We start from the raw sequence: 23,975 nt of genomic DNA, 5'->3' as shown, positions 1-23,975 counted from the left end.
CTGAGGAAACGCGTCAATGATTGACAATGCAGAGATCATTTCTCTCTGTCGGGCCGAACACGGCAACCCCTATGCAGTCCTCGGGATGCACACTGACGCCGACAAGCGGCTTTGGGTGCGCAGCATGCAACCGGGCGCGCTGGCGGTGGCGGTGCTCGACGCCAAGACCGGGAAAGAGGTCGCTGAGCTCAAGGAACGTGACGTCGAAGGCGTCGAGGGGTTTTTTGAAGGCGTCATCCCGCGTCGCCGCAACGACTTCTCCTACCGCCTGCGCATCACCTGGGAGAACGACGTCCAGGAAACCGACGATCCCTATCGTTTCTGGGCGGTGCTCGGCGAGATGGACGTCTGGCTACTCGCCGAAGGTTCGCACCTGCGCCCCTTCGAGCGCCTCGGCGCGCACCTCTGCGAAATCGACGGCGTCGCCGGAACGGCATTCGCCGTCTGGGCGCCTGACGCCCAGCGGGTCAGCGTCGTCGGTGACTTCAATAACTGGGACGGCCGTCGCCACCCGATGCGCCTGCGCCGCGAATGTGGTGCCTGGGAGATCTTCCTGCCCGGGGTGAGCGCCGGCGCCCGTTACAAATACGAAATCCGCTCTCGCCACGGCCATCTGCTGCCCCTCAAGTCCGATCCCTACGGCTTCGAAGCCGAGTTGCGGCCATCGACGGCCTCGGTGGTCTGCGCCCTGCCGCCACCGGTCGCAGCCATGCCCGTCCCGGCCGGCGACCTGCTCGGCGCGCCGCTGTCGATCTACGAAGTGCACCTGGCTTCCTGGCGGCGCGCCGACGATGGCGGCTTTCCCGACTGGCAACGCCTGACCGAAACGCTGATCCCCTACGTCGTCGACCTGGGCTTCACCCATCTTGAGTTGCTGCCGATTTCCGAACATCCCTTCGACGGTTCCTGGGGCTATCAGCCGCTCGGGCTTTACGCCCCCACCGCCCGTCACGGCAGCCCGGCCGGCTTCTGCCAGTTCGTCAGCGCCTGCCATGCCGCCGGTCTGCGCGTGCTGGTCGACTGGGTACCGGCGCATTTCCCGACCGACGAACACGGTCTGAGTCGCTTCGACGGCGATGCGCTCTACGAACACGCCGATCCCCGTGAAGGCATGCACCAGGACTGGGGCACACTGATCTACAACTTCGGTCGTCGCGAAGTGAGCAACTACCTGATCGGCAACGCCCTGTTCTGGATCGAGCGTTACGGCGTCGACGGCCTGCGCGTCGATGCCGTGGCTTCGATGCTCTACCGCGACTACAGCCGCTCCGAAGGGCAGTGGCTGCCAAACGTGCATGGCGGCCGCGAAAACCTCGAGGCCGTCGCCTTCCTGCGCCGCATGAACGAGGTCCTCGGTCAGGAGCACCCGGCGACCGACACCCACGCCGAGGAGTCGACCGCCTGGCCGATGGTCAGCCGGCCGCCGTCAATGGGCGGCCTCGGTTTCCACTACAAGTGGAACATGGGCTGGATGCACGACGTCCTGTCCTACATGGCGCAGGATCCGATTTATCGCCGCTACCATCACAACAAGCTCAGCTTCGGAATGATGTACGCCTTCACCGAGAACTACGTCCTGCCGCTGTCGCACGACGAAGTGGTGCACGGCAAGGGCTCCTTGCTCAACAAGATGCCCGGCGACACCTGGCAGAAATTCGCCAACCTGCGCTCGCTCTACGGCTTCATGTGGGCGCACCCGGGCAAGAAGCTGCTCTTCATGGGCGGCGAATTCGGCCAGTGGAGCGAGTGGAATGAAGCCGTTTCTCTCGACTGGGCCTTGCTCGATTTCCCGAACCACGCCGGCGTCCGCAATCTGGTTCGCGACCTCAACAGCCTCTACCGCAGCCGTCCTGCCCTGCATGAAGTCGATTTCGAACCGGCTGGTTTCGAGTGGATCGCGGCCGACGACGCCGATAATTCGGTAGTCGCCTTCGTGCGCTGGACGCGTGATCGTTCGCGCGCCATGCTCTACGTTGGCAACTTCACCCCGGTCATTCACAAAGACTACCGCATCGGCGTGCCGCATGCCGGCAGGTTCTACGAGCGCATCAACACCGACTCGCAGTACTACGGCGGCAGCAACGTCGGCAACGGGCCTGACGGACTGGTCGCCGAAGCAGTCGCCGCGCACGGCCGCGAGTTTTCGCTGCGCCTCACCCTGCCCCCCCTCGCAGCGCTGTTCCTCGAATGGGTACCATGAGCGCCAAGGCCAGGCTCGCCCTCGTCGCCGGGCGGCCGTCACCGCTTGGCGCGACCTGGGACGGCCAGGGGGTCAACTTCGCGCTGTTCTCGGCGCACGCCGAAGGCGTCGAGCTGTGCGTCTTCGACGGCCAGGAGATGCAGGTCTTGCCCATGCTCTTCCGCAGCGACCAGGTCTGGCACGGCTACCTCGCCGGGGCCGCACCCGGCTTGCGCTACGCCTACCGCGTGCAGGGCCCGGCGGCCCCCGAGAACGGCCAGCGCTTCGCCGCCGAACGCCTGCTCCTCGACCCCTACGCCCGCGAAGTCGTCGGTGATTTTTCCTGGCCGACGGCGGACGAACCGGCCCACGGGCTCCAGTGCAGCGTCGTCGACGAGCATTTCGAGTGGGCCGGCGACGCCCCACCGGCGACGCCCTGGGCGGACACCGTGCTCCACGAAGTGCACGTCAAAGGCATCAGCCAGCAACACCCGGACGTCCCCGAGAAACTGCGTGGCACCTACGCCGGCCTCGCCTCGCCGGCGATGATCGCGCATTTCCAGCGCCTCGGGGTCACCGCCGTCAGCCTGCTGCCGGTGCACCATTTCCTCGACGAGCAACGACTGGTTGGCCAAGGCCGGGTCAATTACTGGGGCTACAACTCGCTCGCCTTCTTCGCTCCCGAACCGCGCTACGCCGCGCGCATCGACGGACAATCGCTGATCGCCGAGTTCAAGAGCATGGTTCGCACGCTGCACGCCGCCGGCCTCGAAGTGATTCTCGACGTGGTCTTCAACCACACCGCAGAAACCGACCAATTCGGACCGACGCTGTCTTTTCGCGGCATCGACAACCAGAGCTACTACCTGCTGCCGCCAGGCGATCTCGCCGCTTACGAAAACTACAGTGGCTGCGGCAATACTTTCAACCTCACCCAGCCACGCGTCCTGCAACTGGTGATGGATGCACTGCGCTACTGGGTTGGGGTTATGCACGTCGACGGCTTCCGCTTCGACCTGGCCGCCGCACTGGCCCGCGACAGCGCCTTTCTCGCCGCCGTTCGCCAGGACCCGCTGCTGCAGAACGTCAAACTGATTGCCGAGCCCTGGGACATGGGCCCCGACGGCTACCGACTGGGCCGCTTCCTGCCCGGCTGGAGCGAATGGAACGACCGCTTCCGCGACGACGTGCGAGCCTTCTGGCTGACCGGCGAAGTGGCCGCCGGCGCCCTGGCGCAGCGGCTGTCCGGATCGAGCGAGCTGTTCAAGAATAGCGGCCGCGCACCGCAAGCCAGCGTCAACTTCCTCACCGCGCACGACGGCTTCACCCTGCGCGATCTGGTCAGTTACCAGGACAAGCACAACGAGCTCAACGGCGAGGAAAACCGCGACGGGCACGGCCACAATCTGTCGTGGAACTGCGGCGCGGAAGGTGAAAGCGACGATCCGTCGGTGCTCGAAAAACGCCGCCGCCTGCAGCGTGCGCTGCTCGCCACGCTCCTCATCGCGCAAGGCGTACCGATGCTGCAGGGTGGCGACGAACTCGGCCGCACGCAGGGCGGCAACAACAACGCCTACTGCCAGGACAACGAAATGACCTGGCTCGACTGGCAGAACGCCGACAGCGAGCTCATCGACTACGTCGCCGGGCTGATTGGCCTGCGCCGGCGCTTCCCGCAACTGCGGCTGACCGGCTGGCTGAGCGGTGCAGCGAGCGGCGACGAACAGCCTGACGTGCTGTGGTGGCATCCCGCGGGCCGGCCGATGGGCATCAGCGACTGGCAGTCGAACAAGCTCGGCGCCTTCGGCCTGCAACTGGCTCCCGAGGCGAGCGCCGCCACGCCGGCAGAGAACGGCGCGACCCTGCTCTGCCTGATCAATCGCGACGCCATCCCGGTTCCCTTCCTGCTCCCGCCCGGGGTCTGGAAACAGCTCTGCGACAGCAGCGCGCAAGCGCCCTTTGCCAGCTGCCGACGCGAGAAAACCAGCCCGGTCGCAGCGCGCAGCGTGCAGCTTCTCAGCCTGGAGTGAAGTCTGGCGGCGCAGCGGCAACGCCCAGCAAGCCGGCCGCTGCGCACCAATCGCCACGCAGGCTGCTCGCCGCCGCTCTGCTCGCGCTGAGTGCTTCGGCAGCAGACGCCGCCGCGACGATTACCGGCGGCCAGTACGCGGCGCCGGTCGAGCACTATGGCCATTTCGCACTCGGCCGGCCACACGAATACGCCCGCCTGACGGTGAGCACCAGCAACGGCCAGCGCCATTCCCTCGAACTTCCCGAGGACGCCGTGTTCGAGGATCTGGCGCCGCGGCTGGTCACGCTGGCAGCCGGCGAGCCGCCGGAACTCCTGGCTATCGTCAGTCAACGCGACAGCGGCTCGCGCCTGGCGCTGATCGGCTTGCGCGACGACCGCCTCGAAATCAGCGCCCAGTCGCCGCCCATCGGCACGCCCATGCGCTGGCTGAACCCGGTCGGCGTTGCCGACCTCGACGGCGACGGACAAGCCGAGATCGCCGCGGTCACCACCCCGCATCGCAGCGGCACGCTGCGCATCTACCGGCGCAAGGGAAAGCAGTTGCTCGAGGTCGCCGCACTGGCCGGCGTTTCGAATCACGTCTACGGCTCGTCCGAGCTGGCCATGTCGCTAGCGCTGACCATCGCCGGCGAAATGCAGTTGCTGGTCCCCGACTCGACACACCTCCGATTGCGCATCATCGCGCTGCACGACGGGCAACTGCTCGAAACCGCACACTGCCCCCTCGCCGCAGCGCTGACCGGCGCAATCAGGCAGGTGTCAGCGACGGAGGTTTCGGTCGAACTGCTCTCGGGCCCGGCGCGGATTGCGCTGCAGGATTGCCCGGCCAGTCAGGAGTGAACTCACGAACTGGAAGAACCAGTACGCGAGTGATCATCATGATTTGTTCTCGCAAGATTCAAAGCATGGGTATGAGTCACAGGAGAGCAATGTGGCCATCGTGATCGAAGATGTCGAGATCGAGCGTCTGGCGCAGAGTATCGCAATCGCCAAGGGAGTGCCCGTCGCCGAGGTCGTGCGCGAAAGCCTGCTGCTATCCCTCGCCGGCCAGCGCGACCTGCCGGTCGGAAGGCGGCCCCTGCGCTCCCGGGCAAGAAGAATTGATTGCCAAAGCCGCCCAACAAGGCGTTGCTGCGGACGACCGCCCTCCCTCGCTGCGCTCGGTCTGGCATTTGCCGCAGAACGCCGGTACGTTGGGCGTCGCAAATCGCGGCCGTGTCCCATTCGGCGGAGAAGACGCTGAAGACAAACGGCACACAGTCTGCTAGGGTACGCAGATGACGAAGAGGTTCAGATGGGACTCCGACAAGAACGAACAGCTCATTCAAGAGCGTGGCGTTTCTTTTGAACAGATTACAGTAGCAGTTGAGAACGGTGATCTGCTTCAAGTTCTACAGCATCCGAACCTCGCCAAGGATCCAAGGCAGAAGATTATGGTTGTCGGAATAGACGGATATGCGTATCTGGTTCCGTTTATTGAAGAGACAGATTACTACTTTCTCAAGACGATCATTCCCAGCCGCAAGGCCACTCGCGATTTCATCGAAGGTAAGGAGTAGCGAAATGAAACTCGACAAATACGAAGAGGAAGTGCTTGCAGAATTCGAGTCTGGCGCGCTTCTTCCTATTGCCACAAAAGAAGTGCTTGAACAAATCCGTGAGTCTGCACGCGCAACGGCCACTAAGGATCAGCGTATCAACATCCGTCTGTCAGCTGGCGATCTTCGGGATATTCAGGTAAAAGCAATGCAAGAGGGAATGCCATATCAAACCCTCATTGCCAGTGTGCTCCACAAATATGTCACCGGCAGACTCGCAGAGAAGACTCCTGTCACTCAGGCCGGGCAAAGCGGCGTCGCCTAACGAATAAGGATTGCGCTCAGCGCCAGCCACGCATCAGCGCGACGCCGTGTGCCCCCGCGTGACAAGCCGTTTCGAGCATCTCCGGCTGCATCCCGCCAAGCGCGTAGACCGGTAACGGCGAGCGGTCGACGAGGCGCGAGAACTCCGCCCAGCCAATGCCGGTCGCGCCGGGATGGCTGGGGGTGGGCAGCAGCGGACCGAGAACGGCGAAGTCCAGCCCGAGTTGCGCCGCCCGCGCAAGATCGGCGGCGCCGTGGCAGGAGGCGGCGACGCGCGCGAAATCCGGTCGGCGGTCGAGCTGCCAGAGCTGCTGCGACGAGAGGTGGAGGCCGTGCGCGCCGACCGTGCGGGCCAGCTCCTGATCGTCGTTGATCAGCACGCAGGCTTTTGCCGCACCGCCAGCGAGGGCCATGACGGCGCGTGCGAATGCCAGCCGCGGCGCTGGTGCCAGCGTCTTGTCGCGCAGTTGCAGCAGGTGTAAGCCGCCCGCCAGGGCACGTTCGATGCGCTGCAGTTCGGCTTCGACGCCGTTCTCTTCGGCATTGCTCAGCGCATAGACAGGCGGCAGTTCAAGCGCCTGCAGGATCGGGCCATTGGCGGGGAGAATCGGTGCGACGCCGGCCGGCTCGCCTATTTTCAGCCAGGCGAAAGCGCTGTGCTCGATTGGCGCGATCTCGCCGTGCCAGGCGTGGATGCGGTAGAAGCGCAGGCGGACGCTGGCGTGCGGATAGGTGAACTCGCAGCAAAGCCATGGCCAGACGTCGTCGACCGTAATTCCCAGCTCTTCCTGCAATTCGCGCACCAGTGCCTGATACAGCGTCTCGCCCGGCTCGACCTTGCCGCCGGGAAACTCCCAGTAACCGGCGTAGACCTTGCCGGGCGGCCGTTGCGCGAGCAGAAACTCCGGCGCCGTCGCATTGCCGCGCAGCAGGACGGCCGCGGCAACTTCGGTGATGGTGGTCATCGAGCGTCCAGTCGCGCCGCGCCAGGCCCCGTTTTGGTGCGCGATCGTTTCGGGCGAGCCGGCGACGTCAGCTGCCGCCCCGCCCAGTCACGCGCGAACTGCCAGGCGACGCGGCCGCTGCGCGAACCGCGTTCGAGCGCCCAGTTGAGCGCGTCGCGTTCGGCAGCCCGGATCTCATCCTCGGCGCAGCCAAAAGACTTCAGCCAGTGAGCGACGATGTTCAGGTAGGCGTCCTGGTCGAAGGGGTAAAAGGAAATCCATAGCCCGAAGCGCTCCGAGAGCGAAATCTTCTCCTCGATCGCCTCGCCGGGATGAATCTCCTCGCCGACGCGCTTGCTTTCGAGGTTTTCGGCAAAGTACTCGGGCATCAGATGGCGGCGGTTCGACGTCGCGTAGATCAGCACGTTTTCGGGCGCGGCCGCGATCGAGCCGTCGAGGACGACTTTGAGCGCCTTGTAGCGCGCGTCGCCGGAGTCGAAAGACAGGTCGTCGCAAAAGATGATGAAGCGCTCGGGGCGCCCGTCGATCAGCTCGACGATATCCGGCAGCTCGGTAAGATCGCCCTTCTCCACCTCGATAACCCGCAGACCATCGGCCGCGTAGGCATTGAGCAGCGCCTTGATCAGCGACGACTTGCCCGAACCGCGCGTGCCGGTAAGCAGCACATTGTTGGCCGGCTGGCCGGCGACGAAGTGACGGGTATTGGCGTCGATACGCGCTTTCTGTTGCTCGATATCGTGCAGGTCGTGGAGCTGGATGGCCGGCAGGCGGGTAATTGGCTGCAAGTAGCCGACGCCACGACTCTTGCGCCAGCGAAAGGCTTTCGCCGCTTGCCAGTCGGGTAACGGCGACGCCGGAGGGAGCAAGGGTTCGAGGCGCTCGAGGAGCTGCTCGGCGCGCTGCAGAAAGCTGGCAAGTTGCCGCAAGGGATCAGTCATCGGCAGCAGTTCTCATTTCAAATTCCATGGTAGCGGGCGGTGAGGGTAAGGAGAGTTGGATGGGGTCAGTCAGCCGGTGTCTGGGGCGTTGGGAGCGAGGCCCTGCTGCATGAAGCGCATGAGGTGATCCCAGTCATCGAACGGCAGGTACTGTAGCAAGGCGCGCAGGTGTTCGAAGAAGGTGCGGCGGGAGGGCAGCAGGCCGCGCACCTTGGCGTAACGGGTGTCCATCCAGTCCAGGGCGGTATGGACCAAGAAGGCCAACAAGATCAGCGTGGCGAACAGGTTGGCCAAGAAGTGTTTGCCGTGTCCGAAGTTGTGGTCGAAATGGTAGCCCTTGGTCTTGAGGGTGTTGTTGTTCTCGTTCTCGATTTTCCAACGCGCCCGCCCGGCGGCAGCCAGAGCGGCGACGTTGTCGTCGGTGATGGCATGCGAGGTGGCCCAGGCGTTCTTGAAGACGATGGCACCGCGGGCATCGGTGGTGACCAGTTCCAGCCAGTTGGCCATCACGGCATCGTCCGTGTCGCGCAAGGGCACTTGATGGACATAGCGATAGGTGTCGATAAAGGGCTTCTTGCCGACGCGTCGCGCCTGTACGACGCGGCCGAGTTGCTCGTTGCGCTCGAAATCGCCGACCCACTCGTAGAGCGTGGCATGGGATTCGGGCTTGCAGGTGAACAGAAAGTCGGCCTGTTGCGCCCGCACCCGCAGGCAATGCGACTGATGGCAGTACAGATCGTCGCCCAGGTAGGTGATGCGCCACGGGCGGTAGTGCTCGCCCCAGCGCGCCAGCCAGCGGGCCGAGGCGGCCAATTCGCAGTCCTGCTTGTCCTGGCCGTCCTGGGGCTGCACGAATTCGGGCGGCAACGGGATGGCGTTCGCCTGACCCGGCGCCACCAGCACCGGCGTCACGGCAATGTGGCGATAGAGAACCCGATCGTTCTTCAGGCGCGTCTCGCTGCAACGGGCACAGGAAATCTTTTCCGAGGAGAAGAAATCAGTGCCGTCCAGGGCAATCAGCAAGGTGTCGTTAATCGAGCGAAATCCCGCCAGATAGCCTTGCTGGTACAGGGCATCGCCAATCTCGGCCATGACCGGGTACACCGTTTCCGGCGGCACCGGGTCCAGCAGATTGCGAATCTGGTTATCGCAGGGAATCTCATGCACCCCGAACAGCGAAGAGGCATTGTTTCGCCCCAACTGCTTCTGCATCCTGACTTGGCTATCGAGGAAAGACGGACTTTGCGAGAAAAACACGGCGAAGGCCGACAGAGCCGCATCCTCGATCTCATAGAGCCGGGCGTTGCTCTGCTTACGCCCGTCCGGCAAAGCCCGAAATGCATCCCGAACCTTCTCGATCAAGGCGACGGCGGGGCTTGGCAGGGGGATGAGGGCAACAGTTGAAATGGGCTGGGTACCTGAAAATCATCAATACTTCGATCAAGTTCGAGGTTAACACCATAACATACTGTTTACCAGCACTATTTTCAGAACGGCCGGAGTTTACCTCAATCTTCATCGCCCAAGTCTGCCAATCCTCGTGCGCCAACCTACGCCAACAGCCGCCTTCCGTGGGTTTGAAATGAGAACTGCTGAGTCATCGGACGGTATACTCAGCGGATTTACGAACCCGACACTGTAGCCAAAACCATGCTCAAAAGCCAATCACGGACGCCGCGTAAAGCGCTTACAGCGCGGAGCCTCGGCGCCCTTGCCGCCACCCTGCTGACCTTGCTGCTCACCGCCTGCGGCACGAAAAGCGAAGCACCAAAAGGCGACTGCCCGGTCTGCCCGACCTGTCCGGTGTGTGAGCCGGGTGCGACAGCCAGGCCGGGCGAGCCAGCGCAGCCAGCAACGCCCGCCTTCAAGCCGCTGCAGCCGGCGCGCTGGAGCGACTTGCCGGCCTGGAGCGACGATGATCTGCGCGCCGCCTTGCCGGCTTTTCTGCAATCCTGCCGCGCCTTTGCCAAACGCCCACAGTGGTCTCTCTGGCGCACTGCCTGCGAGCAGGCGCAGGCATTGCCGTCCCCCTCCAGCACCGCCCTGCGCAGCTTCTTCGAGTCCCACTTCCAGCCGTGGTTGCTGACCAATCCCGACGGCAGCAGCGACGGTCTGGTGACCGGCTACTACGAACCGCTGCTGCGGGGATCGCGAACCCGCGGCACGCCCTATCTCGAAGCCGTCCTCGGCGTTCCCCCCGACCTGCTGCGCATCGATCTCGGCGCCGTCCAGCCGGAACTCAAGAACCTGCGCCTGCGCGGTCGCCTGCAGGGCAACAAGGTCGTTCCCTACTACACGCGAGCCGAGATCACCAAGGGCGACCAGTCCAAGAGCGGTCGCGTTCTGCTCTGGGTCGACGACCCGGTTGAACTCTTCTTCCTGCAGATCCAGGGCTCGGGGCGCGTCCGCCTGCCCGACGGCAGCATGACGCGCCTGGCCTTCGCCGACCAGAACGGCCACCCCTATCAGTCGATCGGCAAACTGCTCGTCGAGCGCGGCGAAATGAGCCTCGATCAGGCCTCGATGCAGGGCATCAAACAATGGGCGCGCGCCAATCCGACGCGCCTCAGCGAACTGCTGAACGCCAACCCGCGCTACGTCTTCTTCAGCGAACAAGCCATCAAAGGTGGCGATGGCGAGGGTCCGAGCGGGGCCCTGAGCGTACCGCTGACGCCCGAGCGCAGCATCGCCGTCGATCCCCGCCATGTCCCTCTTGGCGCCCCCGTTTTCCTGTCCACGACCCGACCGTCGACAAGCACCCCGCTGCGCCGACTGATGCTGGCACAGGATACCGGCAGCGCGATTCGCGGCGTCGTACGCGCCGACTTCTTCTGGGGTTTCGGCGAGCAAGCCGCCACCGAGGCCGGACGGATGAAACAGCAAGGCAAGATGTGGGTACTCCTGCCGCCCGGCGCCGCACCAGAATAGCGTCAACGCAGCACGCAGCGGCGCAACGAGCCCCAGAAAGGGGCGCCAGCAAACGAAAAGCGCACAAGACTGGTGCGCTTTTCGTTTGCTGGCGCCCAAATCCCTGATTGCACGCACCATCTAGTGCCGGCACGCATCTTGCTTGATGGCTTCGACACGATTTTCAGGAGGGGCCATGGAAGTTCTCAAGTCTGGTAGCGACGTTCTCTTCATTCTGCTCGGCGGCATTATGGTGCTCGCCATGCACTCCGGTTTTGCCTTTCTCGAACTGGGCACGGTGCGCAAGAAGAGCCAGGTCAATGCACTGGTAAAAATCCTTACCGACTTCTCGGTATCGACAATCGCCTATTTCTTCATCGGCTACAGCATCGCCTACGGCATCGATTTCTTCCATGGCGCCGACACCCTGCTGCAGAAGAACGGCTACGAGCTGACCAAGTTCTTCTTCCTGCTGACCTTTGCGGCAGCCATCCCGGCCATCGTTTCGGGTGGCATCGCCGAGCGCGCCAAATTCAATCCGCAACTGGCGGCGACTTTCATGATCGTCGCCTTCATCTACCCATTCTTCGAAGGCATCGCCTGGAATCAGGCCTTCGGCGTACAGGCGTGGTTGAAAGCGACCTATGGTGCCGAGTTCCACGATTTCGCCGGATCGGTCGTGGTGCACGCCATGGGCGGCTGGATAGCGCTGCCGGCAGTGCTGCTGCTCGGCGCGCGCCATGGGCGCTACAACCAGCAGGGCGGAATCTCCGCACACCCGCCGTCGTCGATCCCCTTTCTCGCACTTGGCGCCTGGATCCTGACCGTCGGCTGGTTCGGCTTCAACGTGATGAGCGCGCAAACGATCGAAAACATCTCCGGGCTGGTGGCCATAAATTCGCTGATGGCCATGGTCGGCGGCACGCTGGTGGCTCTGGTGGCGGGCAAGAACGACCCGGGCTTCGTGCACAACGGCCCGCTCGCCGGTCTGGTCGCCGTCTGTGCCGGCTCGGACATCATGCACCCGATGGGCGCACTGGTCGTTGGTGGCATCGCCGGCGGCATGTTCGTGGTGATGTTCACGCTCACCCAGAACCGCTGGAAAATAGACGATGTCCTCGGCGTCTGGCCGCTGCACGGCCTGTGCGGTGCCTGGGGCGGTATCGCCGCCGGCATTTTCGGCAGCCAGGCACTGGGCGGTGTCGGCGGCATCGCCTTCATGCCGCAGCTGATCATGACCGCACTGGCCATCGTCATCGCGCTGGTCGGTAGCTACATTGTCTATGGCGTCCTGAAAGCAGCCATCGGCCTACGTCTCGACCAGGAGCAGGAATACAACGGCGCCGATCTCTCGATCCACAACATCACGTCCACCCCCGAGCGGGAAAGCAACTGGTAAGCACTGATTGCGAGCTGTCGAGCGAGGCCCGCGGATTTCTCCGCGGCCTCGTGCCGCTGGATCAGCCTTCTCCGTGCCCGGCTCGGGCGGGCGAATGCGTCCACACCAGGCGCTTGTGCTCCAGGCTTCGCCCACCAAAATTCAGCAGCAAGCCGCGCGCTCGACCACTGGCTTTCAGGTAATTGATAACTTGCGACTCCTCGCGAGTCGTCAGACGTTCAAGAGCCTTCACCTCAACGATGACTTCATCAAAGCAAAGAAAGTCTGCCCGATACCCCGTATTGAGCCTTTGCCCGCGATAGCGAATCGGCAACTCCACCTCACGCGCGAACGGAACGGCGCACTTCATGAACTCAACAGCCAAGGCTTCCTGATAGACCGCCTCAAGAAAACCGTGCCCAAGTTCACGATGCACGGACATGGCCGCACCAATAATCGCAAAGCTCTGCTCATCACCACTCATAAAAGCCCTTCCATATCCACAGATTAAATCCGACAAACAACCCTCCTTGAATCTGCGAGAATCTGCGGACAAATCAAGCCCTTAAAATCCGCACTTCGTCGCTTCCTTAGACCTCTTTCGCGCTGCACGGACATCACCGCGGAAAAAAGCAGAGATATCCGCAGATTACGCAGATTTCCACAGATTAAGTCCAACCAGCAGGGGTTCTTGAATCTGCGAGAATCTGCGTAATCTGCGGACAAATCAAGCCCTTAAAATCCGCACTTCGTCGCTTCCTTAGACCTCTTTCACGCTGCACGGACATCACCGCGGAAAAAAGCAGAGATATCCGCAGATTTCGCAGATTTCCGCAGATTAAGTCCAACCAGCAGGGGTTCTTGAATCTGCGAGAATCTGCGTAATCTGCGGACAAATCAAGCCCTTAAAATCCGCACTTCGTCGCTTCCTTAGACCTCTTTCACGCTGCACGGACATCACCGCGGAAAAAAGCAGAGATATCCGCAGATTTCGCAGATTTCCGCAGATTAAGTCCAACCAGCAGGGGTTCTTGAATCTGCGAGAATCTGCGTAATCTGCGGACAAATCAAGCCCTTAAAACCAGCCCTTCGTCGCTCGCTTAGACCTCCTTCGCGCTGCACGGACATCACCGCTCAAAAAAAAAGCAGAGATATCCGCAGATTACGCAGATTTCCGCAGATTAGATCTGACAAGCAACGCTTCTTGAATCTGCGGACAAATCAAGCCCCGAAAATCGGCTCTTCGTCGCAATCCGAGGCTGCTGGTTGCCGCCGCAAGCAGCGGCGGCAAACACGCGCCCCGAAGCACGCTGGCTGTCCAGGTAGAACTTCTCCGCCGATACGCCTATCATTACGCGACATTTCGCAACCATTTGTGACGGCACGGCGTGACAGCCAGGAAAGAGATGAAGAAGGCCGAACCTGAGGCCGCGGGGTCGCGGCAGCGCTACGCGATTGCCACCACCGAGCGGCTGAACGAAGCGACGACGTTCCAACTACTGATGGCTGCTGCCCATGTGCAGCCAGGATAAACGTCCTCCATCCTGCCCGGCTTCCCCGCCAAACGAGCGTCCGGACGCCGAGCAGACGCTGCGCTTGGCTGCCGCAGAGCAACTACAGGAAAAAGCGGCGCAGGTGTCGCCAGACATCGAGGCCGCCTGGCCGGACGCGGCACGGCATGTTCTCTACGAACTGCGCGTGCACCAGACCGAGCTGGAGATGCAGAACGAAGAACTGCGCCGGGTGCAGCTGGAACTCGACGCGACCCGCGCACGCTATTTCGACATCTATGATCTGGCGCCGGTCGGCTACTGCACTTTGAGCGAGCAGGGGCTGATCCTGGAGGCCAACCTCACCGTTGCGACTTTGCTGGGCGTCGCCCGCGCCGAACTGGCCAGGCAGCGCATCAGCCGCTTCATTCTGAAAGCAGACCAGGACATTTTCTACCTGCACCGCAGGCAGCTTGTGGCAGACGGTCAGCGGCAGTCGTGCGAGTTACGCCTGGTGAACTTTGCAGGTGCGCAATTCTGGGCGCAGCTGGAAACCGTTGCCGCACGGGACGCCGATGGCGCGCGCGTACTGCGCACCGTGATCAGCGACATCACGCTGCGCAAACAGACCGAGGCCGAGCTGCGCATCGCCGCCGTCGCCTTCCAATCGCAGCAGGGCATGCTGGTGACCGACGCCAATCGGGTAATCCTGCGCGTCAACCAGGCGTTCACCCGAATGACCGGCTACAGCGCAGAGGAAGCCGTCGGCCAGACACCGTTCATGCTCGAATCGGGCCGTCACGATGCCGACTTCTACCGCGCCATGTGGACGTCGATCGACCGCAAGGGCTTCTGGCAAGGGGAAATCTGGGACCGGCGCAAGGATGGCGAAGTCTATCCAAAGTGGCTGACCATCTCGGCGGTGAAGGATGGTGACGGCGCCGTAACCAATTACGTCGGCATGCAATACGACATCACCGAACGCAAGCGCGCCGAGGAGAGAATAGAGGAGTTGGCCTTCTTTGATTCTCTTACCCATTTACCCAACCGCACGCTCTTGCGCGATCACCTGAAACAGGCCATGACCGCGGGGCAGCGCAGCAAGACTTTCGGTGCGCTGCTGTTCGTCGACCTCGATCACTTCAAGACGCTGAACGACACCCGGGGGCACCACCAGGGTGACCTCCTGCTGCAGGCAGTGGCGCAACGTCTCACCGCCAGCGTACGCGAATCTGACACCGTGGCCCGGATCGGCGGTGACGAGTTCGTGGTCATCATGGGAAACCTGCACGGCACGATGGAAGAGGCCGTCGCACAGACCAAGCTTGTCGGCGCGAAGATTCTTGCTGCCCTCAATCAACCCTATCGGCTCGACGATGTCGATCAGCACAGCACCGCGAGCATCGGCGCCACCTTGTTTTGGGGCCTGGAAACCTCCAGCGACGACTTGCTCAGGCAAGCCGATCTCGCCATGTACAAAGCCAAGGCCGCCGGCCGCAACGCGCTTCATTTCTTTGACCCGGCAATGCAGGCGGTCGTCTTCGAGCACGCGGTCCTGGAAGCGGGGCTGCGCCAGGCCATCCGGGAAAACCGCCTGGTGCTGCACTATCAGGCGCAGGTGGCCGCCGATGGCCGGGTCAGGGGAAGCGAAGTGCTGCTCCGCTGGCAACACCCGGAACGCGGCATGCTGGCACCCGGCGAGTTCATTCCCCTGGCCGAGGCCACGCACCTGATCGTGCCTCTGGGCTATTGGGTGCTGGAGACCGCGTGCCTGCAGTTGGCAGCATGGGAAAGCCAAGCAGAGATGGCGCCGCTCACGGTGGCAGTGAATGTCAGCGCACAACAGTTCCGGGAGCGCGACTTTGTAGACCGGGTCCTGGCGATACTGACGCGCACCGGTGCCAACCCGAAGCGGCTCAGCCTGGAGCTGACGGAGAGCCTATTGGTGGACCACGCGGAGGACAGCATCGAGAAGATGGTGGCGCTCAAAGCCAGAGGCGTTGGCTTCTCGCTCGATGATTTCGGTAGCGGCTATTCCTCGCTTTCCTGCCTGAAGCGCCTGCCGCTGAATCAGTTGAAGATCGACCAGTCGTTTGTACGCGATATCCTCAGCGACCCCAGCGACGCCGAGATTGCCAGGATCGTCGTCGCCCTGGCGCGCAGCCGTGCCCTGGAGGTGATCGCCGAAGGAGTGGAAACACAGGCACAAAGAGATTATCTGGAGGATTCCGGGTGCTATCTCTATCAGGGCAATTTCTTTAGCCAGCCCCTGCCGCTAGAGGGTTTCGAGGCCTATGTGCAGCGCGGAAGTCATGACCGTCCCGCCTCTTTCCCGGCCTTTCTCCCGCGCGGGGAGAAAGGCGTTTCGTGAATCATCATCAGAAGGAGCAAGCATGCCGCCAAGCAAGCGAGAGGAAACAAGCCGCGTTGATCTGATCGTCGGCGGGCTTGAGTATCTGGCGCAGGGTTTCAGCATTTTCGACCGTGAGCTGCGCCTGGTGACATGCAACCGGCGCTTTCTCGAACTGCTCGGTTTTCCCGAGGACATGGGAAGCATCGGCCGGCCGCTCGCCGATTTTTTCCGCTTCAACGCCGAGCGCGGCGACTACGGTCCGGGCGATATCGAGGAACAGGTCGAGGAGCGTATCGTCCTGGCGAGCAAGGCCGAGGCGCATTGCTTCGAGCGCGTGCGACCGAATGGCACGGTGCTCGAAGTGCGCGGCACCCCCTTGCCGGATGGCGGCTTCGTCACGACCTATAGCGATGTCACCGAACGCAAGACCTGGGAAGAAAACCTGCAGGCGGCGAAACAGAAAGCGGAGGAAGCGAACCAGGCCAAGTCGGCCTTTCTCAACATGGTCACCCACGACCTGCGCACCCCGCTGACGTCGATTCGCTCCTTCGCCGAGATCCTCAGCGACGACGCCGAGATCGGCAGCGAGCAGCGAAAAGAGTTTCTCGGCATCATCAATAGCGAGTGCCTGCGTCTGGTACGCATGCTCAACGACCTGCTTGATTTTGCGAAGATCGAGGCCGGGCGCATGGATTGGTGCATCGACGACCTCGACGCCGCGGAACTGCTGCAGTCGGCGGTCACGTCGATGACACCGATGTTCGCCGAGAAGCAGGTCGCGCTCGAATTGAACCTACCGGCGCAGGCCCCGCGCATCGCCGCTGACCGTGATCGCCTGACGCAGGTGATCATCAACCTGCTCTCAAATGCCTGGAAGTTCGCAGCCGAGAACAGCGGCCGTGTTCGCGTCTGCCTGGATTGCCAGGCCAGCGAAGCAAGAGTCTCGGTCATCGACAACGGTCCGGGAATTGCCGCCGAAAAACACGACGAGGTCTTCGAGGAGTTCCGCCAGCTTGTCAGCGCCAACGCCACCCACCCCGCCGGTACGGGACTCGGCCTGGCGATCTGCCGGCGCATCGTCGATCATCTCGGCGGACGCATCTGGGTGGAAAGTACGCCACCGGACGGCGCCACCTTCCGCTTCACCATCCCCTACAGCCGCTGACGCGCTGGCCCGAAACCTCGCTCAGCCGACGCCGAAAAGACTGGCCAGAAAAGAGCAACGTTCAAACAGCGTGTGGCGGCGCGATTCGTCGCTGAAGACGTGCAGGCAGACGACGAAGCCCCAGACGGTGAGGAAGGACCACAGCCTTCCTGCGAGCGTCGGCGAGGGCCTGTAGCCGGCATTCGCACGCACCTGAGAAATCCCGATACCGGTCGCCAGAATCACACAATAGAAGGCGTAACTGGCAAACGACACCAGCGACCCCGACAAGCCCATCGTCGCCACCAGGTCGACTTCGCGGACAAGGTGGAAAATGGCATTGCCGACCCCAGCGGCCATGAAGGTCGCGAAGAACATGCGCAGGCGTGGATGCTTGCGAAACACGCGGAAGAAAGTCGGCACGAAGAAGAAGTCGACCAGCAACTCCTTGAAGTAGTAGGAAAAGCGATTGAAGTACTCGATCAAGGTCCGTGCTTCGAGTGGTCGCCAGGTGGCGCGCGGCAAACGGAATCCGGCCAGCCGTGCGCCGCCAATGAAAAGATGACCCCAATACGCGGTCCGCAGACAGAACTTGGCGGTAGACCAGAGCAGCGCCGACCAGCCCAGCGCGATCGGAAACGCCTGACCGTCGAGGAAAGCGCTCACGGCCAGTTCGACGCTGGGGATATTCAGTTGCTCTTCGCAAAGCCAGGTCAGCACCATTTTCAGGCCCAGCAAGAGGTTCGACCAGAGCAGCAACTTGACGCCCTTGATTTGCGTAACCGCCAGATCTGCTGGCGTTTTCGACAAGGTCTTGCGCAGGAAGCCGGCGCCCTTGCCAAACGGAATCGACGAAGGCCCACCCCAGAAGGGATGGAAAGTTCCCAACTGAAAAACGTCCGGACTACGGTCGCGCGCGCGCTGGTCGACAATGGCATAGGCCAGGAACCAGATATACGGTGTGTACACGCTCAGGAAAGACCACAGCGCAAGCCGCGGCAGGCCATGCAGCAGATCCAGCGCGGTCAGCCCGCATAAAGTGACGTAGAGGGCCAGCAAGGCGATGACAGGTCGCCGCGCCAGAATGAAACTCTTGTGCTTGCGTACGGCCATCAACGCCGACCACGAAAAAACCATGAACGTGATCAGCGCAAGATGCGCAAGCAGCAAGGTGGAAACATTGCCGACGCCTTCCTGCGCGGCGACCACGGCGATATTTTCCTCGATCGCCGTTTTCGACAAGCAGAGGGCGGAAAATGCCATCGCGTAGGTCGCGGCAAAGAGGATCAGATTGCGCTGCTTCTCCAGGTAGGCGAAGGCCATCGCCGCGCCGACAACGAAAGCCGCTTCCCACCACGAGTTGTAGCTCGACACCGCCAACACGGCGACGGCAAACAGCAGCACCCGGCCGCGAACCGTCTGCGCCAAAGCGGCAAGCTGCTGGCGTTCATCGATGGCCAGAAAATTGCGCAGAGCCGAGCGGCCCGGAGTGACACTCATGCAGAAAGCGGGCCGTTGCCGACCTCGATCTTCTTCGCGGCGCCTGCCAATCTGGAATCAAGCACCTGCATTGGCATCGACGAAGGCTGCGATTTCGTCAAGGGAATCAATCAGGCTGACGTCGAAGTCGACCGTCGAGAAATCGAGCCCGAAAGCTTCTTCCAACTGCATCACCAACTGCATCATGGAGAAGGAATCGAGCCGACCACTGACGAAGAGCGACTCACTGTCGTTCAGCTCGCCCTGGTCACCATGCTTTTCCAACGCTTCCTTGAGAAACTTGCGCAACTTCAACTTGCCATCACTGTTCATTAGATCACTCCAAAAAGACTACCGAGAAAAGCGAGTCGCTCACCAATGCTGTGGCTGCGCGAGCCATCGCTGAAAATATGCAGACAGACGACGAAAGACCAGACGAAAAGGAAAGACCGAAGCCTTCCCGCCACGCTCAGTGAGGGCTTGAAGCCCATGCTCATGCGAACTTGCGAGAGACCAAGACCGGTCGCCAGGACCAGGCAGTAGAAAGCGTAGCTCTCGAAGCTCGCCAGCGCCCCGCCAAGGCCGATCGTCGCAATCAGGTCGATATCGCGAATAAAGTGCCAGATCGCATTGCCGACGCCGGCGGCCATGAAAGTGGCAAAGAACAGGCGCAGCCGCGGATGACCGCGAAACACTTTGAAGAAAGTGGGCACGAAGAAGAAATCGACCAGCAGTTCCTTGAAGTAATAGTGAAAACGGTTGAAGTACTCCATCAAGGTCTTCGAGCCGAGCGGACGCCAGGTACTGCGCGGCAGCCTGAAACCCGCCAGCCGTGCGACCCCAATGAAAAGATGCCCCCAGAAGGCAATCTGCAAGGAGAACTTCGCGGTGGACAGAATCACCGCCGCCCAGGCATAGGGCAGCGAGTGGGACTGCCCGGCCAGGAAGGCATCCTGTGCACCCTCCAGACCGGGTACCTGCAATTGCTCCTGGAACACCCAGACCAGAGCGATCTTGATGACCAGCAGGACATTTGCCCACAACAGCAGCTTGACGCCCTTGATCTGTGTGACGGCCAGGTCTTCCGGCGACTTGGCAGAGGTCTTCCTGAGGAAGGCCGCGCCCTTGCCGAAGGGCAGAAAAGTAGGCGACCAGAAAGGCCGCAGTACGCCCATCTGGAAGATCGGCGGACTCGCATCGCGTGAGCGTTGATCCGCCAGGGCGTAGGCCAGAAACCAGAGGTAGGGCGTGAACACGATGAGCAGTGACCACAGGAGGACGCGCGGCAGGCCGTTGATCACGCTCAGCGAACAGAGCCCGCAGAGGACGGCCTCGATGCCCAGCAAGGCGAGCATCGGACGACGCGCAACGAACAGGCTCTTGTCGCGGCGGCTCAGTTCCAGGACGCTCCACGCGCCGACAAAAACAACCGCCATCGCCAGCAGGCCGAGCGCCAGTGGCGACACGTCATGAACGTTTTCCACGGCCATCATCGCGCGGATGTTGTCCTGGATAGCATTCTGCGAAAGGCACAAGGCGAGCAGCGCGGCCGTCCAGGTGCCGCCGAGGAGGATCCAGTTGCGATACCTCGGCAGGCGCGCATAGGCCATTGCCAGGCCGACCAACAGGGCCGCCTGCCACCGGTCCTCGAAGCTGGAAACGGCGAGCACGGCGACCAGGAAGATCACCAGCTGCCCAAGCCAGGTCTGCGCGGCAAGGACGAGGGGCTCACGTTCGTCGATGGCCAGCAGGTCGCGCAGATTTTTCTTCCCGAAGCAGGCACGAAGCCGAGCTGGCTGTGCTTCCTCGGCGGACTCGTCGCCACTCTGCACCGCCGACGGCAGGCTCATGCCGGGTCTTTGTCCAGCAGTCTCCTGAGCGCCTGACGGTCGACTTTCCCGCTTTGGTTGAGGGGCACCGTTTCGAGAGCGATCAACTGATTGGGGACCATGTAGGCAGGAAGCCTGGTTTTGATGTCGCGTATGAGCTGAACCGAGTCGACGGCTCTCGCGCCCAGGAAGCCGACGATTCCTCGTGCCATGCCGTCAACCGTCGGCCAGGCCACCGCGCCGACCAGGTCAATGCCGCTCACGGCGCGCAGGTGCGCGTCGACTTCCTCGAGTTCGACGCGGTAACCGAGCACCTTGACCTGATTGTCGATGCGACCAAGACAGTGAAAAATCCCCGCGGCATCGACGCTGGCCAGATCGCCGGTCAAATACCAGCGCTTGCCATTGATGGTCGGGAATCGCGCGGCCGTCATTTGCGGGTCGTTGAGATAGCCATCGGCCAACTGCACGCCGGCGACCGCCAGCTCACCCGGGGTCTCGCCGAGCACGGCTTCATTATTGCCATCGACGATCATCGCTGCGTTGCCCGGCAAAGGTGTACCGATGGCGATGAAGTCGCGTCCGGCGGTGATCGGCGTGTCGTCCGCAACCTCCTGTCCCAGGCAGAAAACGGTGGCCTCGGTCGGACCATAGAGGTTGAAGATCGCCGTATTCGGCGCCGCAACTCGCCACGCCGCGACCGTACTCTCCGGGAGCGCCTCGCCACCGAAAACGGTCACCCGCAGGTCTTCCAGACTGTCCGGATGCAGGGTTTTCAGCTGGCGCAGCATGCCCACCAGCGAGGGCACCGAATTCCACACCGTCAGCTTTGCGTTGCGGGCGAATTTGACGGCATTCATGACGACCGTCGCGGGCAGGATGTGCAGCGCAGCACCCGCTTCCCAGGTGCTGAACATGTTGTGCACCGAAAAATCGAAAGTGAGCTCACAGGTTTCGAGGGCACGATCACTGGCTCGCAGCTCGAGCAGGCGGCTGATCATCTGCGCGTAGTGCCGAGCCGCGGCCGCCGAGATCATCACCCCCTTCGGGACACCGGTCGTTCCCGAGGTGAAAATGATATAGGCAAGGTCGCTGGCAGCCATGGGTGCAGGAGCGTCAGCGAGGCCGGGCAACACCGCCTCTCCGGCCGCTGCGATGGCGTCGATTTCCTCGTGCATGGGCTCATTCGCCGAGCAAATGAGCACTGGCGGACAAGCAGCCCGCAAGCGCTCGCTGAGCAACTTCGCCCCGTCGGCGTCAGCGACGATCGCCGTCAGCTCGCACAGCGAGAGAATGGTGAGCATCCGCTCCTCCGGAAGCTTCAGCCCGATCGGCACGTAGGTCGCGCCCGCCCAGCAGGTGCCAAGCAAGGCCACGCAGGCGTCAATCCCGCGCGAAGCCAGAATCCCGACGCGCGGCGGCTGGCCGTGATCGCCTTGCCAGTGCTCACTCTGCCTGAGTGCTTGCGCCAGACGCGCCGCACGCTGCGAAAGTTCTCGATAGCTGACGGACTGGCCCTTGTAGGCAACAGCGACAGCGTCGGGCGTGTGCAGGCCATGGCGATGAATCGCGCCGGCGAGATTGTAATTCGTGGTCATTTTCTGGGAGAACCGTGGAGTCGTCAGGAGAGGGTGTTCGCGGAACCGCGAGCCGGGTTCAGCCATGGGCCGCGCCGTGTCTGTCGTGCCAGCTGGCTGCCAGTTCCGCAGAGCTGCTTATTCGCCTTGGAGCCAGGCGCTGGGCGCCGCCAGGCGGCGTTTGCTGATTAGCAGCTAAGCACTCTCGTTGGCTGGCCAGAAATCCATTCTCGAGCAGGCAGCTAGAATACGCGCATTGGCGGAAGCGGTGAGATTCGAACTCACGGACGGTTTCCCGTCGCTAGTTTTCAAGACTAGTGCAATCGACCACTCTGCCACACTTCCCGCAAGCCCAGCGGCGGCGTTTCCAGCCAGCCGCAACGGCGAGGCGAATGATAGCACGGCGCCGCGGCCAGGAAACGCCACCGTCGCGCTGTCGAGAGTGCTTGTAGCCGGGCACGAGCTATTCGGGAAAGCGGATAGTGATTGAAACTTTTCGCCGATTTAGCTAGTCTCAGCGCCGTATTCGTTATCAGCAGTTCCATCAACAGGAGGAAATCCATGCAACCCCAGTTTCAGATGACAGGCCAGGCCACTCGCGAGGTGTCGCTGCAGCAGAACCGGGTTCTGCGCAATACCTTCATGCTGCTCGCGCTGACCATGGTGCCAACCGTACTTGGTGCGTTGGCCGGCATACAGATGCAGTTCACGTTCATGTCCGGCAGCCCCATGATGTCCTTCCTGCTGTTCCTCGGTATTGCCTTCGCCTTCATGTGGGGTATCGAGCGCACCAAGAACAGCGGCATGGGCGTCGTGTTGCTGCTCGGCTTTACCTTTTTCATGGGGCTGATGCTGTCGCGCATCCTGCAAGTAGCGCTCGGCTTCAGCAATGGCGGCCCGCTGATCGCCATGGCCGCGGGGGGTACTGGCGTGATTTTCTTCTCGCTGGCGGCTGTGGCCACGATCACCAAGAAGGATTTCAGCTTCATGGGCCGCTTTCTGTTCATCGGCATGATCGTCGTCCTGCTGGCGATCGTGGCCAACATCTTTTTCCAGATCCCGGCCTTGTCGCTAACCATTTCGGCGGTGGCCGTACTGATCTTCTCGGCCTACATCCTTTACGACATTAGCCGCATCGTGAATGGCGGCGAGACCAACTACGTCTCGGCGACCCTGTCGGTGTATCTGAGCATTTACAACGTCTTCGTCAGCCTGCTGAACCTGCTGATGATGTTGAGTGGCGAACGCGACTGAGCGACTGCCGTACAGAACAAAGGGCGGCTACGGCCGCTCTTTCTCGTTGACCGGTTGGCGACGCCGGCTGGGTAGCGCCGTGCCGTCAGACCAGCAGCAGGCCGACGGCGACCTTGCGACCTTCACCCATCAGAACATTGTAGGTACGACAGGCGGCCGGCAAATCCATCACTTCCAGACCCTTCTGCGCGCGCGCCATTGGGCGCATCAGCTCGGGAGCCGGAAAGCGTAGCCGACTGCCGGTGCCGAGCAGGATGATTTCAGCGTCGAGCGAAGCCAGCCATTCGAAGTCCTCGAGGCGCAGGGTTTCGAAAGTGGCCTGCGTCCACTCGGGAAACAGGCGCTCCGGCAACGCCGCCAGGTTACAACTATGGCGGATACCGTTCACGCTGACGTAGCCCTCACCGTAGGCGGTAAAGGTGTTCAAACCGTCGGGTCTGTCGAGCTGTAGCTTCATGAAAATTGCGGCGCAGAAAACCTTAAAGTACGATTATAGCTTTTTTGCCGATCGCCTCCAGCCAGGGACCGCGTGCAAGCGTGACCTGCCCTGCTCGCCGATCGACGCGTCATCAACAGCGCTGCCCTTAC

The 23,975-nt window shown here is 62.2% G+C and carries 20 protein-coding genes and 1 tRNA gene; 11 read left to right on the top strand and 10 right to left on the bottom strand.

The features are described from left to right. The first annotated feature begins 16 nt into the window (after window positions 1–16). The 5 genes from glgB (at window position 17) to V5B40_RS02865 (ending at window position 6,074) form a co-directional block, all read left to right on the top strand. Window positions 17–2,200 (top strand): 1,4-alpha-glucan branching protein GlgB, encoded by a 2,184-nt coding sequence (gene glgB / locus V5B40_RS02885; protein WP_332353115.1) that lies wholly within the window; start codon window positions 17–19, stop codon window positions 2,198–2,200. Then, complete coding sequence (glgX, locus tag V5B40_RS02880) at window positions 2,197–4,209, top strand: glycogen debranching protein GlgX (protein ID WP_332353114.1); 2,013 nt, start codon at window positions 2,197–2,199, stop codon at window positions 4,207–4,209. Before glgB ends, glgX begins: the two co-directional genes overlap by 4 nt. Next, window positions 4,206–5,051, top strand: a complete 846-nt coding sequence (locus tag V5B40_RS02875; protein WP_332353113.1) for a VCBS repeat-containing protein — start codon at window positions 4,206–4,208, stop codon at window positions 5,049–5,051. The genes glgX and V5B40_RS02875 overlap by 4 nt, the downstream gene beginning before the upstream one ends. Before the next feature lie 437 nt (window positions 5,052–5,488). Continuing rightward, window positions 5,489–5,770 carry a BrnT family toxin gene (locus V5B40_RS02870; RefSeq protein WP_332353112.1) on the top strand — a complete coding sequence of 94 codons (282 nt, stop codon included), beginning with the start codon at window positions 5,489–5,491 and terminating at the stop codon, window positions 5,768–5,770. Between the two features lie 4 nt (window positions 5,771–5,774). Next, window positions 5,775–6,074, top strand: coding sequence for a hypothetical protein (locus V5B40_RS02865; protein ID WP_332353111.1), 300 nt, complete (start codon window positions 5,775–5,777; stop codon window positions 6,072–6,074). A 16-nt stretch (window positions 6,075–6,090) separates the two neighbouring features. On the opposite strand, the gene V5B40_RS02860 is transcribed toward V5B40_RS02865, so the two are convergent. The 3 genes from V5B40_RS02860 to V5B40_RS02850 all read right to left on the bottom strand — a co-directional run bounded on the left by V5B40_RS02860 (window position 6,091) and on the right by V5B40_RS02850 (window position 9,338). Next, window positions 6,091–7,038: a Nudix family hydrolase gene (locus V5B40_RS02860; RefSeq protein ID WP_332353110.1), complete on the bottom strand. Its 948-nt coding sequence runs from the start codon at window positions 7,036–7,038 to the stop codon at window positions 6,091–6,093. Further along, window positions 7,035–7,976: an ATP-binding protein gene (locus tag V5B40_RS02855; protein WP_434735817.1), complete on the bottom strand. Its 942-nt coding sequence runs from the start codon at window positions 7,974–7,976 to the stop codon at window positions 7,035–7,037. The genes V5B40_RS02860 and V5B40_RS02855 overlap by 4 nt, the downstream gene beginning before the upstream one ends. Window positions 7,977–8,045: 69 nt before the next feature. Continuing rightward, the gene (locus V5B40_RS02850; protein ID WP_332353109.1) at window positions 8,046–9,338 is read right to left on the bottom strand and encodes an ISNCY family transposase; all 1,293 of its coding nucleotides are present in this window, start codon (window positions 9,336–9,338) and stop codon (window positions 8,046–8,048) included. Window positions 9,339–9,626: 288 nt separating this feature from the next. On the opposite strand from V5B40_RS02850, the gene mltA reads away from it, so the two are divergent. Then, entirely contained in the window at window positions 9,627–10,904 is a 1,278-nt protein-coding gene (gene mltA / locus V5B40_RS02845) for a murein transglycosylase A (protein WP_332353108.1), read from the top strand. Between the two features lie 175 nt (window positions 10,905–11,079). After that, window positions 11,080–12,282 (top strand): ammonium transporter, encoded by a 1,203-nt coding sequence (locus V5B40_RS02840; protein ID WP_332353107.1) that lies wholly within the window; start codon window positions 11,080–11,082, stop codon window positions 12,280–12,282. 61 nt (window positions 12,283–12,343) lie between these two features. On the opposite strand, the gene V5B40_RS02835 is transcribed toward V5B40_RS02840, so the two are convergent. Next, window positions 12,344–12,745, bottom strand: coding sequence for a GxxExxY protein (locus V5B40_RS02835; RefSeq protein ID WP_332353106.1), 402 nt, complete (start codon window positions 12,743–12,745; stop codon window positions 12,344–12,346). 922 nt (window positions 12,746–13,667) lie between these two features. Between V5B40_RS02835 and V5B40_RS02830 the strand changes: the two genes are divergently transcribed. Genes V5B40_RS02830 through V5B40_RS02820 form a run of 3 tightly spaced genes read left to right on the top strand, consistent with a single transcriptional unit; the run spans window position 13,668 to window position 17,269 of the window. Beyond that, window positions 13,668–13,793 carry a hypothetical protein gene (locus V5B40_RS02830; protein WP_332353105.1) on the top strand — a complete coding sequence of 42 codons (126 nt, stop codon included), beginning with the start codon at window positions 13,668–13,670 and terminating at the stop codon, window positions 13,791–13,793. Continuing rightward, entirely contained in the window at window positions 13,777–16,122 is a 2,346-nt protein-coding gene (locus V5B40_RS02825; RefSeq protein ID WP_332353104.1) for a putative bifunctional diguanylate cyclase/phosphodiesterase, read from the top strand. The genes V5B40_RS02830 and V5B40_RS02825 overlap by 17 nt, the downstream gene beginning before the upstream one ends. A 22-nt stretch (window positions 16,123–16,144) precedes the next feature. After that, entirely contained in the window at window positions 16,145–17,269 is a 1,125-nt protein-coding gene (locus V5B40_RS02820) for a sensor histidine kinase (protein ID WP_332353103.1), read from the top strand. A gap of 21 nt (window positions 17,270–17,290) precedes the next feature. Here the strand turns inward: V5B40_RS02820 and V5B40_RS02815 are convergent, their stop codons facing one another. From V5B40_RS02815 to V5B40_RS02795, 5 genes are all read right to left on the bottom strand, one after another. Next, window positions 17,291–18,748 carry a hypothetical protein gene (locus V5B40_RS02815; RefSeq protein WP_332353102.1) on the bottom strand — a complete coding sequence of 486 codons (1,458 nt, stop codon included), beginning with the start codon at window positions 18,746–18,748 and terminating at the stop codon, window positions 17,291–17,293. A 57-nt stretch (window positions 18,749–18,805) separates the two neighbouring features. Beyond that, window positions 18,806–19,060, bottom strand: a complete 255-nt coding sequence (locus tag V5B40_RS02810; RefSeq protein ID WP_332353101.1) for an acyl carrier protein — start codon at window positions 19,058–19,060, stop codon at window positions 18,806–18,808. Continuing rightward, window positions 19,060–20,577: a hypothetical protein gene (locus tag V5B40_RS02805; protein WP_332353100.1), complete on the bottom strand. Its 1,518-nt coding sequence runs from the start codon at window positions 20,575–20,577 to the stop codon at window positions 19,060–19,062. Before V5B40_RS02805 ends, V5B40_RS02810 begins: the two co-directional genes overlap by 1 nt. Further along, window positions 20,574–22,154: an amino acid adenylation domain-containing protein gene (locus tag V5B40_RS02800; protein ID WP_332353099.1), complete on the bottom strand. Its 1,581-nt coding sequence runs from the start codon at window positions 22,152–22,154 to the stop codon at window positions 20,574–20,576. The genes V5B40_RS02805 and V5B40_RS02800 overlap by 4 nt, the downstream gene beginning before the upstream one ends. Before the next feature lie 236 nt (window positions 22,155–22,390). Further along, window positions 22,391–22,478: transfer RNA gene (locus V5B40_RS02795), tRNA-Ser, on the bottom strand. Window positions 22,479–22,694: 216 nt separating this feature from the next. On the opposite strand from V5B40_RS02795, the gene V5B40_RS02790 reads away from it, so the two are divergent. Continuing rightward, the gene (locus tag V5B40_RS02790) at window positions 22,695–23,387 is read left to right on the top strand and encodes a Bax inhibitor-1/YccA family protein (protein WP_332353098.1); all 693 of its coding nucleotides are present in this window, start codon (window positions 22,695–22,697) and stop codon (window positions 23,385–23,387) included. An 85-nt stretch (window positions 23,388–23,472) separates the two neighbouring features. Here V5B40_RS02790 and V5B40_RS02785 read toward each other — a convergent pair whose 3' ends face one another. Continuing rightward, window positions 23,473–23,844, bottom strand: a complete 372-nt coding sequence (locus V5B40_RS02785; RefSeq protein ID WP_332353097.1) for an Mth938-like domain-containing protein — start codon at window positions 23,842–23,844, stop codon at window positions 23,473–23,475. Window positions 23,845–23,975: the final 131 nt, after the last annotated feature.

The organism is Candidatus Accumulibacter meliphilus, assembly GCF_036625345.1.
Classification (GTDB): domain Bacteria; phylum Pseudomonadota; class Gammaproteobacteria; order Burkholderiales; family Rhodocyclaceae; genus Accumulibacter; species Accumulibacter meliphilus.
This window is presented reverse-complemented; position numbering and strand designations above follow the sequence as displayed.

Coding starts and splice junctions, on each gene's coding strand:
- glgB (WP_332353115.1), top strand. CDS start 17: ATGATTGACAATGCAGAGATCATTTCTCTCTGTCGGGCCGAACACGGC.
- glgX (WP_332353114.1), top strand. CDS start 2,197: ATGAGCGCCAAGGCCAGGCTCGCCCTCGTCGCCGGGCGGCCGTCACCG.
- V5B40_RS02870 (WP_332353112.1), top strand. CDS start 5,489: ATGACGAAGAGGTTCAGATGGGACTCCGACAAGAACGAACAGCTCATT.
- V5B40_RS02865 (WP_332353111.1), top strand. CDS start 5,775: ATGAAACTCGACAAATACGAAGAGGAAGTGCTTGCAGAATTCGAGTCT.
- V5B40_RS02860 (WP_332353110.1), bottom strand. CDS start 7,038: ATGACCACCATCACCGAAGTTGCCGCGGCCGTCCTGCTGCGCGGCAAT.
- V5B40_RS02855 (WP_434735817.1), bottom strand. CDS start 7,976: ATGACTGATCCCTTGCGGCAACTTGCCAGCTTTCTGCAGCGCGCCGAG.
- mltA (WP_332353108.1), top strand. CDS start 9,627: ATGCTCAAAAGCCAATCACGGACGCCGCGTAAAGCGCTTACAGCGCGG.
- V5B40_RS02840 (WP_332353107.1), top strand. CDS start 11,080: ATGGAAGTTCTCAAGTCTGGTAGCGACGTTCTCTTCATTCTGCTCGGC.
- V5B40_RS02835 (WP_332353106.1), bottom strand. CDS start 12,745: ATGAGTGGTGATGAGCAGAGCTTTGCGATTATTGGTGCGGCCATGTCC.
- V5B40_RS02830 (WP_332353105.1), top strand. CDS start 13,668: ATGAAGAAGGCCGAACCTGAGGCCGCGGGGTCGCGGCAGCGCTACGCG.
- V5B40_RS02825 (WP_332353104.1), top strand. CDS start 13,777: ATGTGCAGCCAGGATAAACGTCCTCCATCCTGCCCGGCTTCCCCGCCA.
- V5B40_RS02820 (WP_332353103.1), top strand. CDS start 16,145: ATGCCGCCAAGCAAGCGAGAGGAAACAAGCCGCGTTGATCTGATCGTC.
- V5B40_RS02815 (WP_332353102.1), bottom strand. CDS start 18,748: ATGAGTGTCACTCCGGGCCGCTCGGCTCTGCGCAATTTTCTGGCCATC.
- V5B40_RS02810 (WP_332353101.1), bottom strand. CDS start 19,060: ATGAACAGTGATGGCAAGTTGAAGTTGCGCAAGTTTCTCAAGGAAGCG.
- V5B40_RS02805 (WP_332353100.1), bottom strand. CDS start 20,577: ATGAGCCTGCCGTCGGCGGTGCAGAGTGGCGACGAGTCCGCCGAGGAA.
- V5B40_RS02800 (WP_332353099.1), bottom strand. CDS start 22,154: ATGACCACGAATTACAATCTCGCCGGCGCGATTCATCGCCATGGCCTG.
- V5B40_RS02790 (WP_332353098.1), top strand. CDS start 22,695: ATGCAACCCCAGTTTCAGATGACAGGCCAGGCCACTCGCGAGGTGTCG.
- V5B40_RS02785 (WP_332353097.1), bottom strand. CDS start 23,844: ATGAAGCTACAGCTCGACAGACCCGACGGTTTGAACACCTTTACCGCC.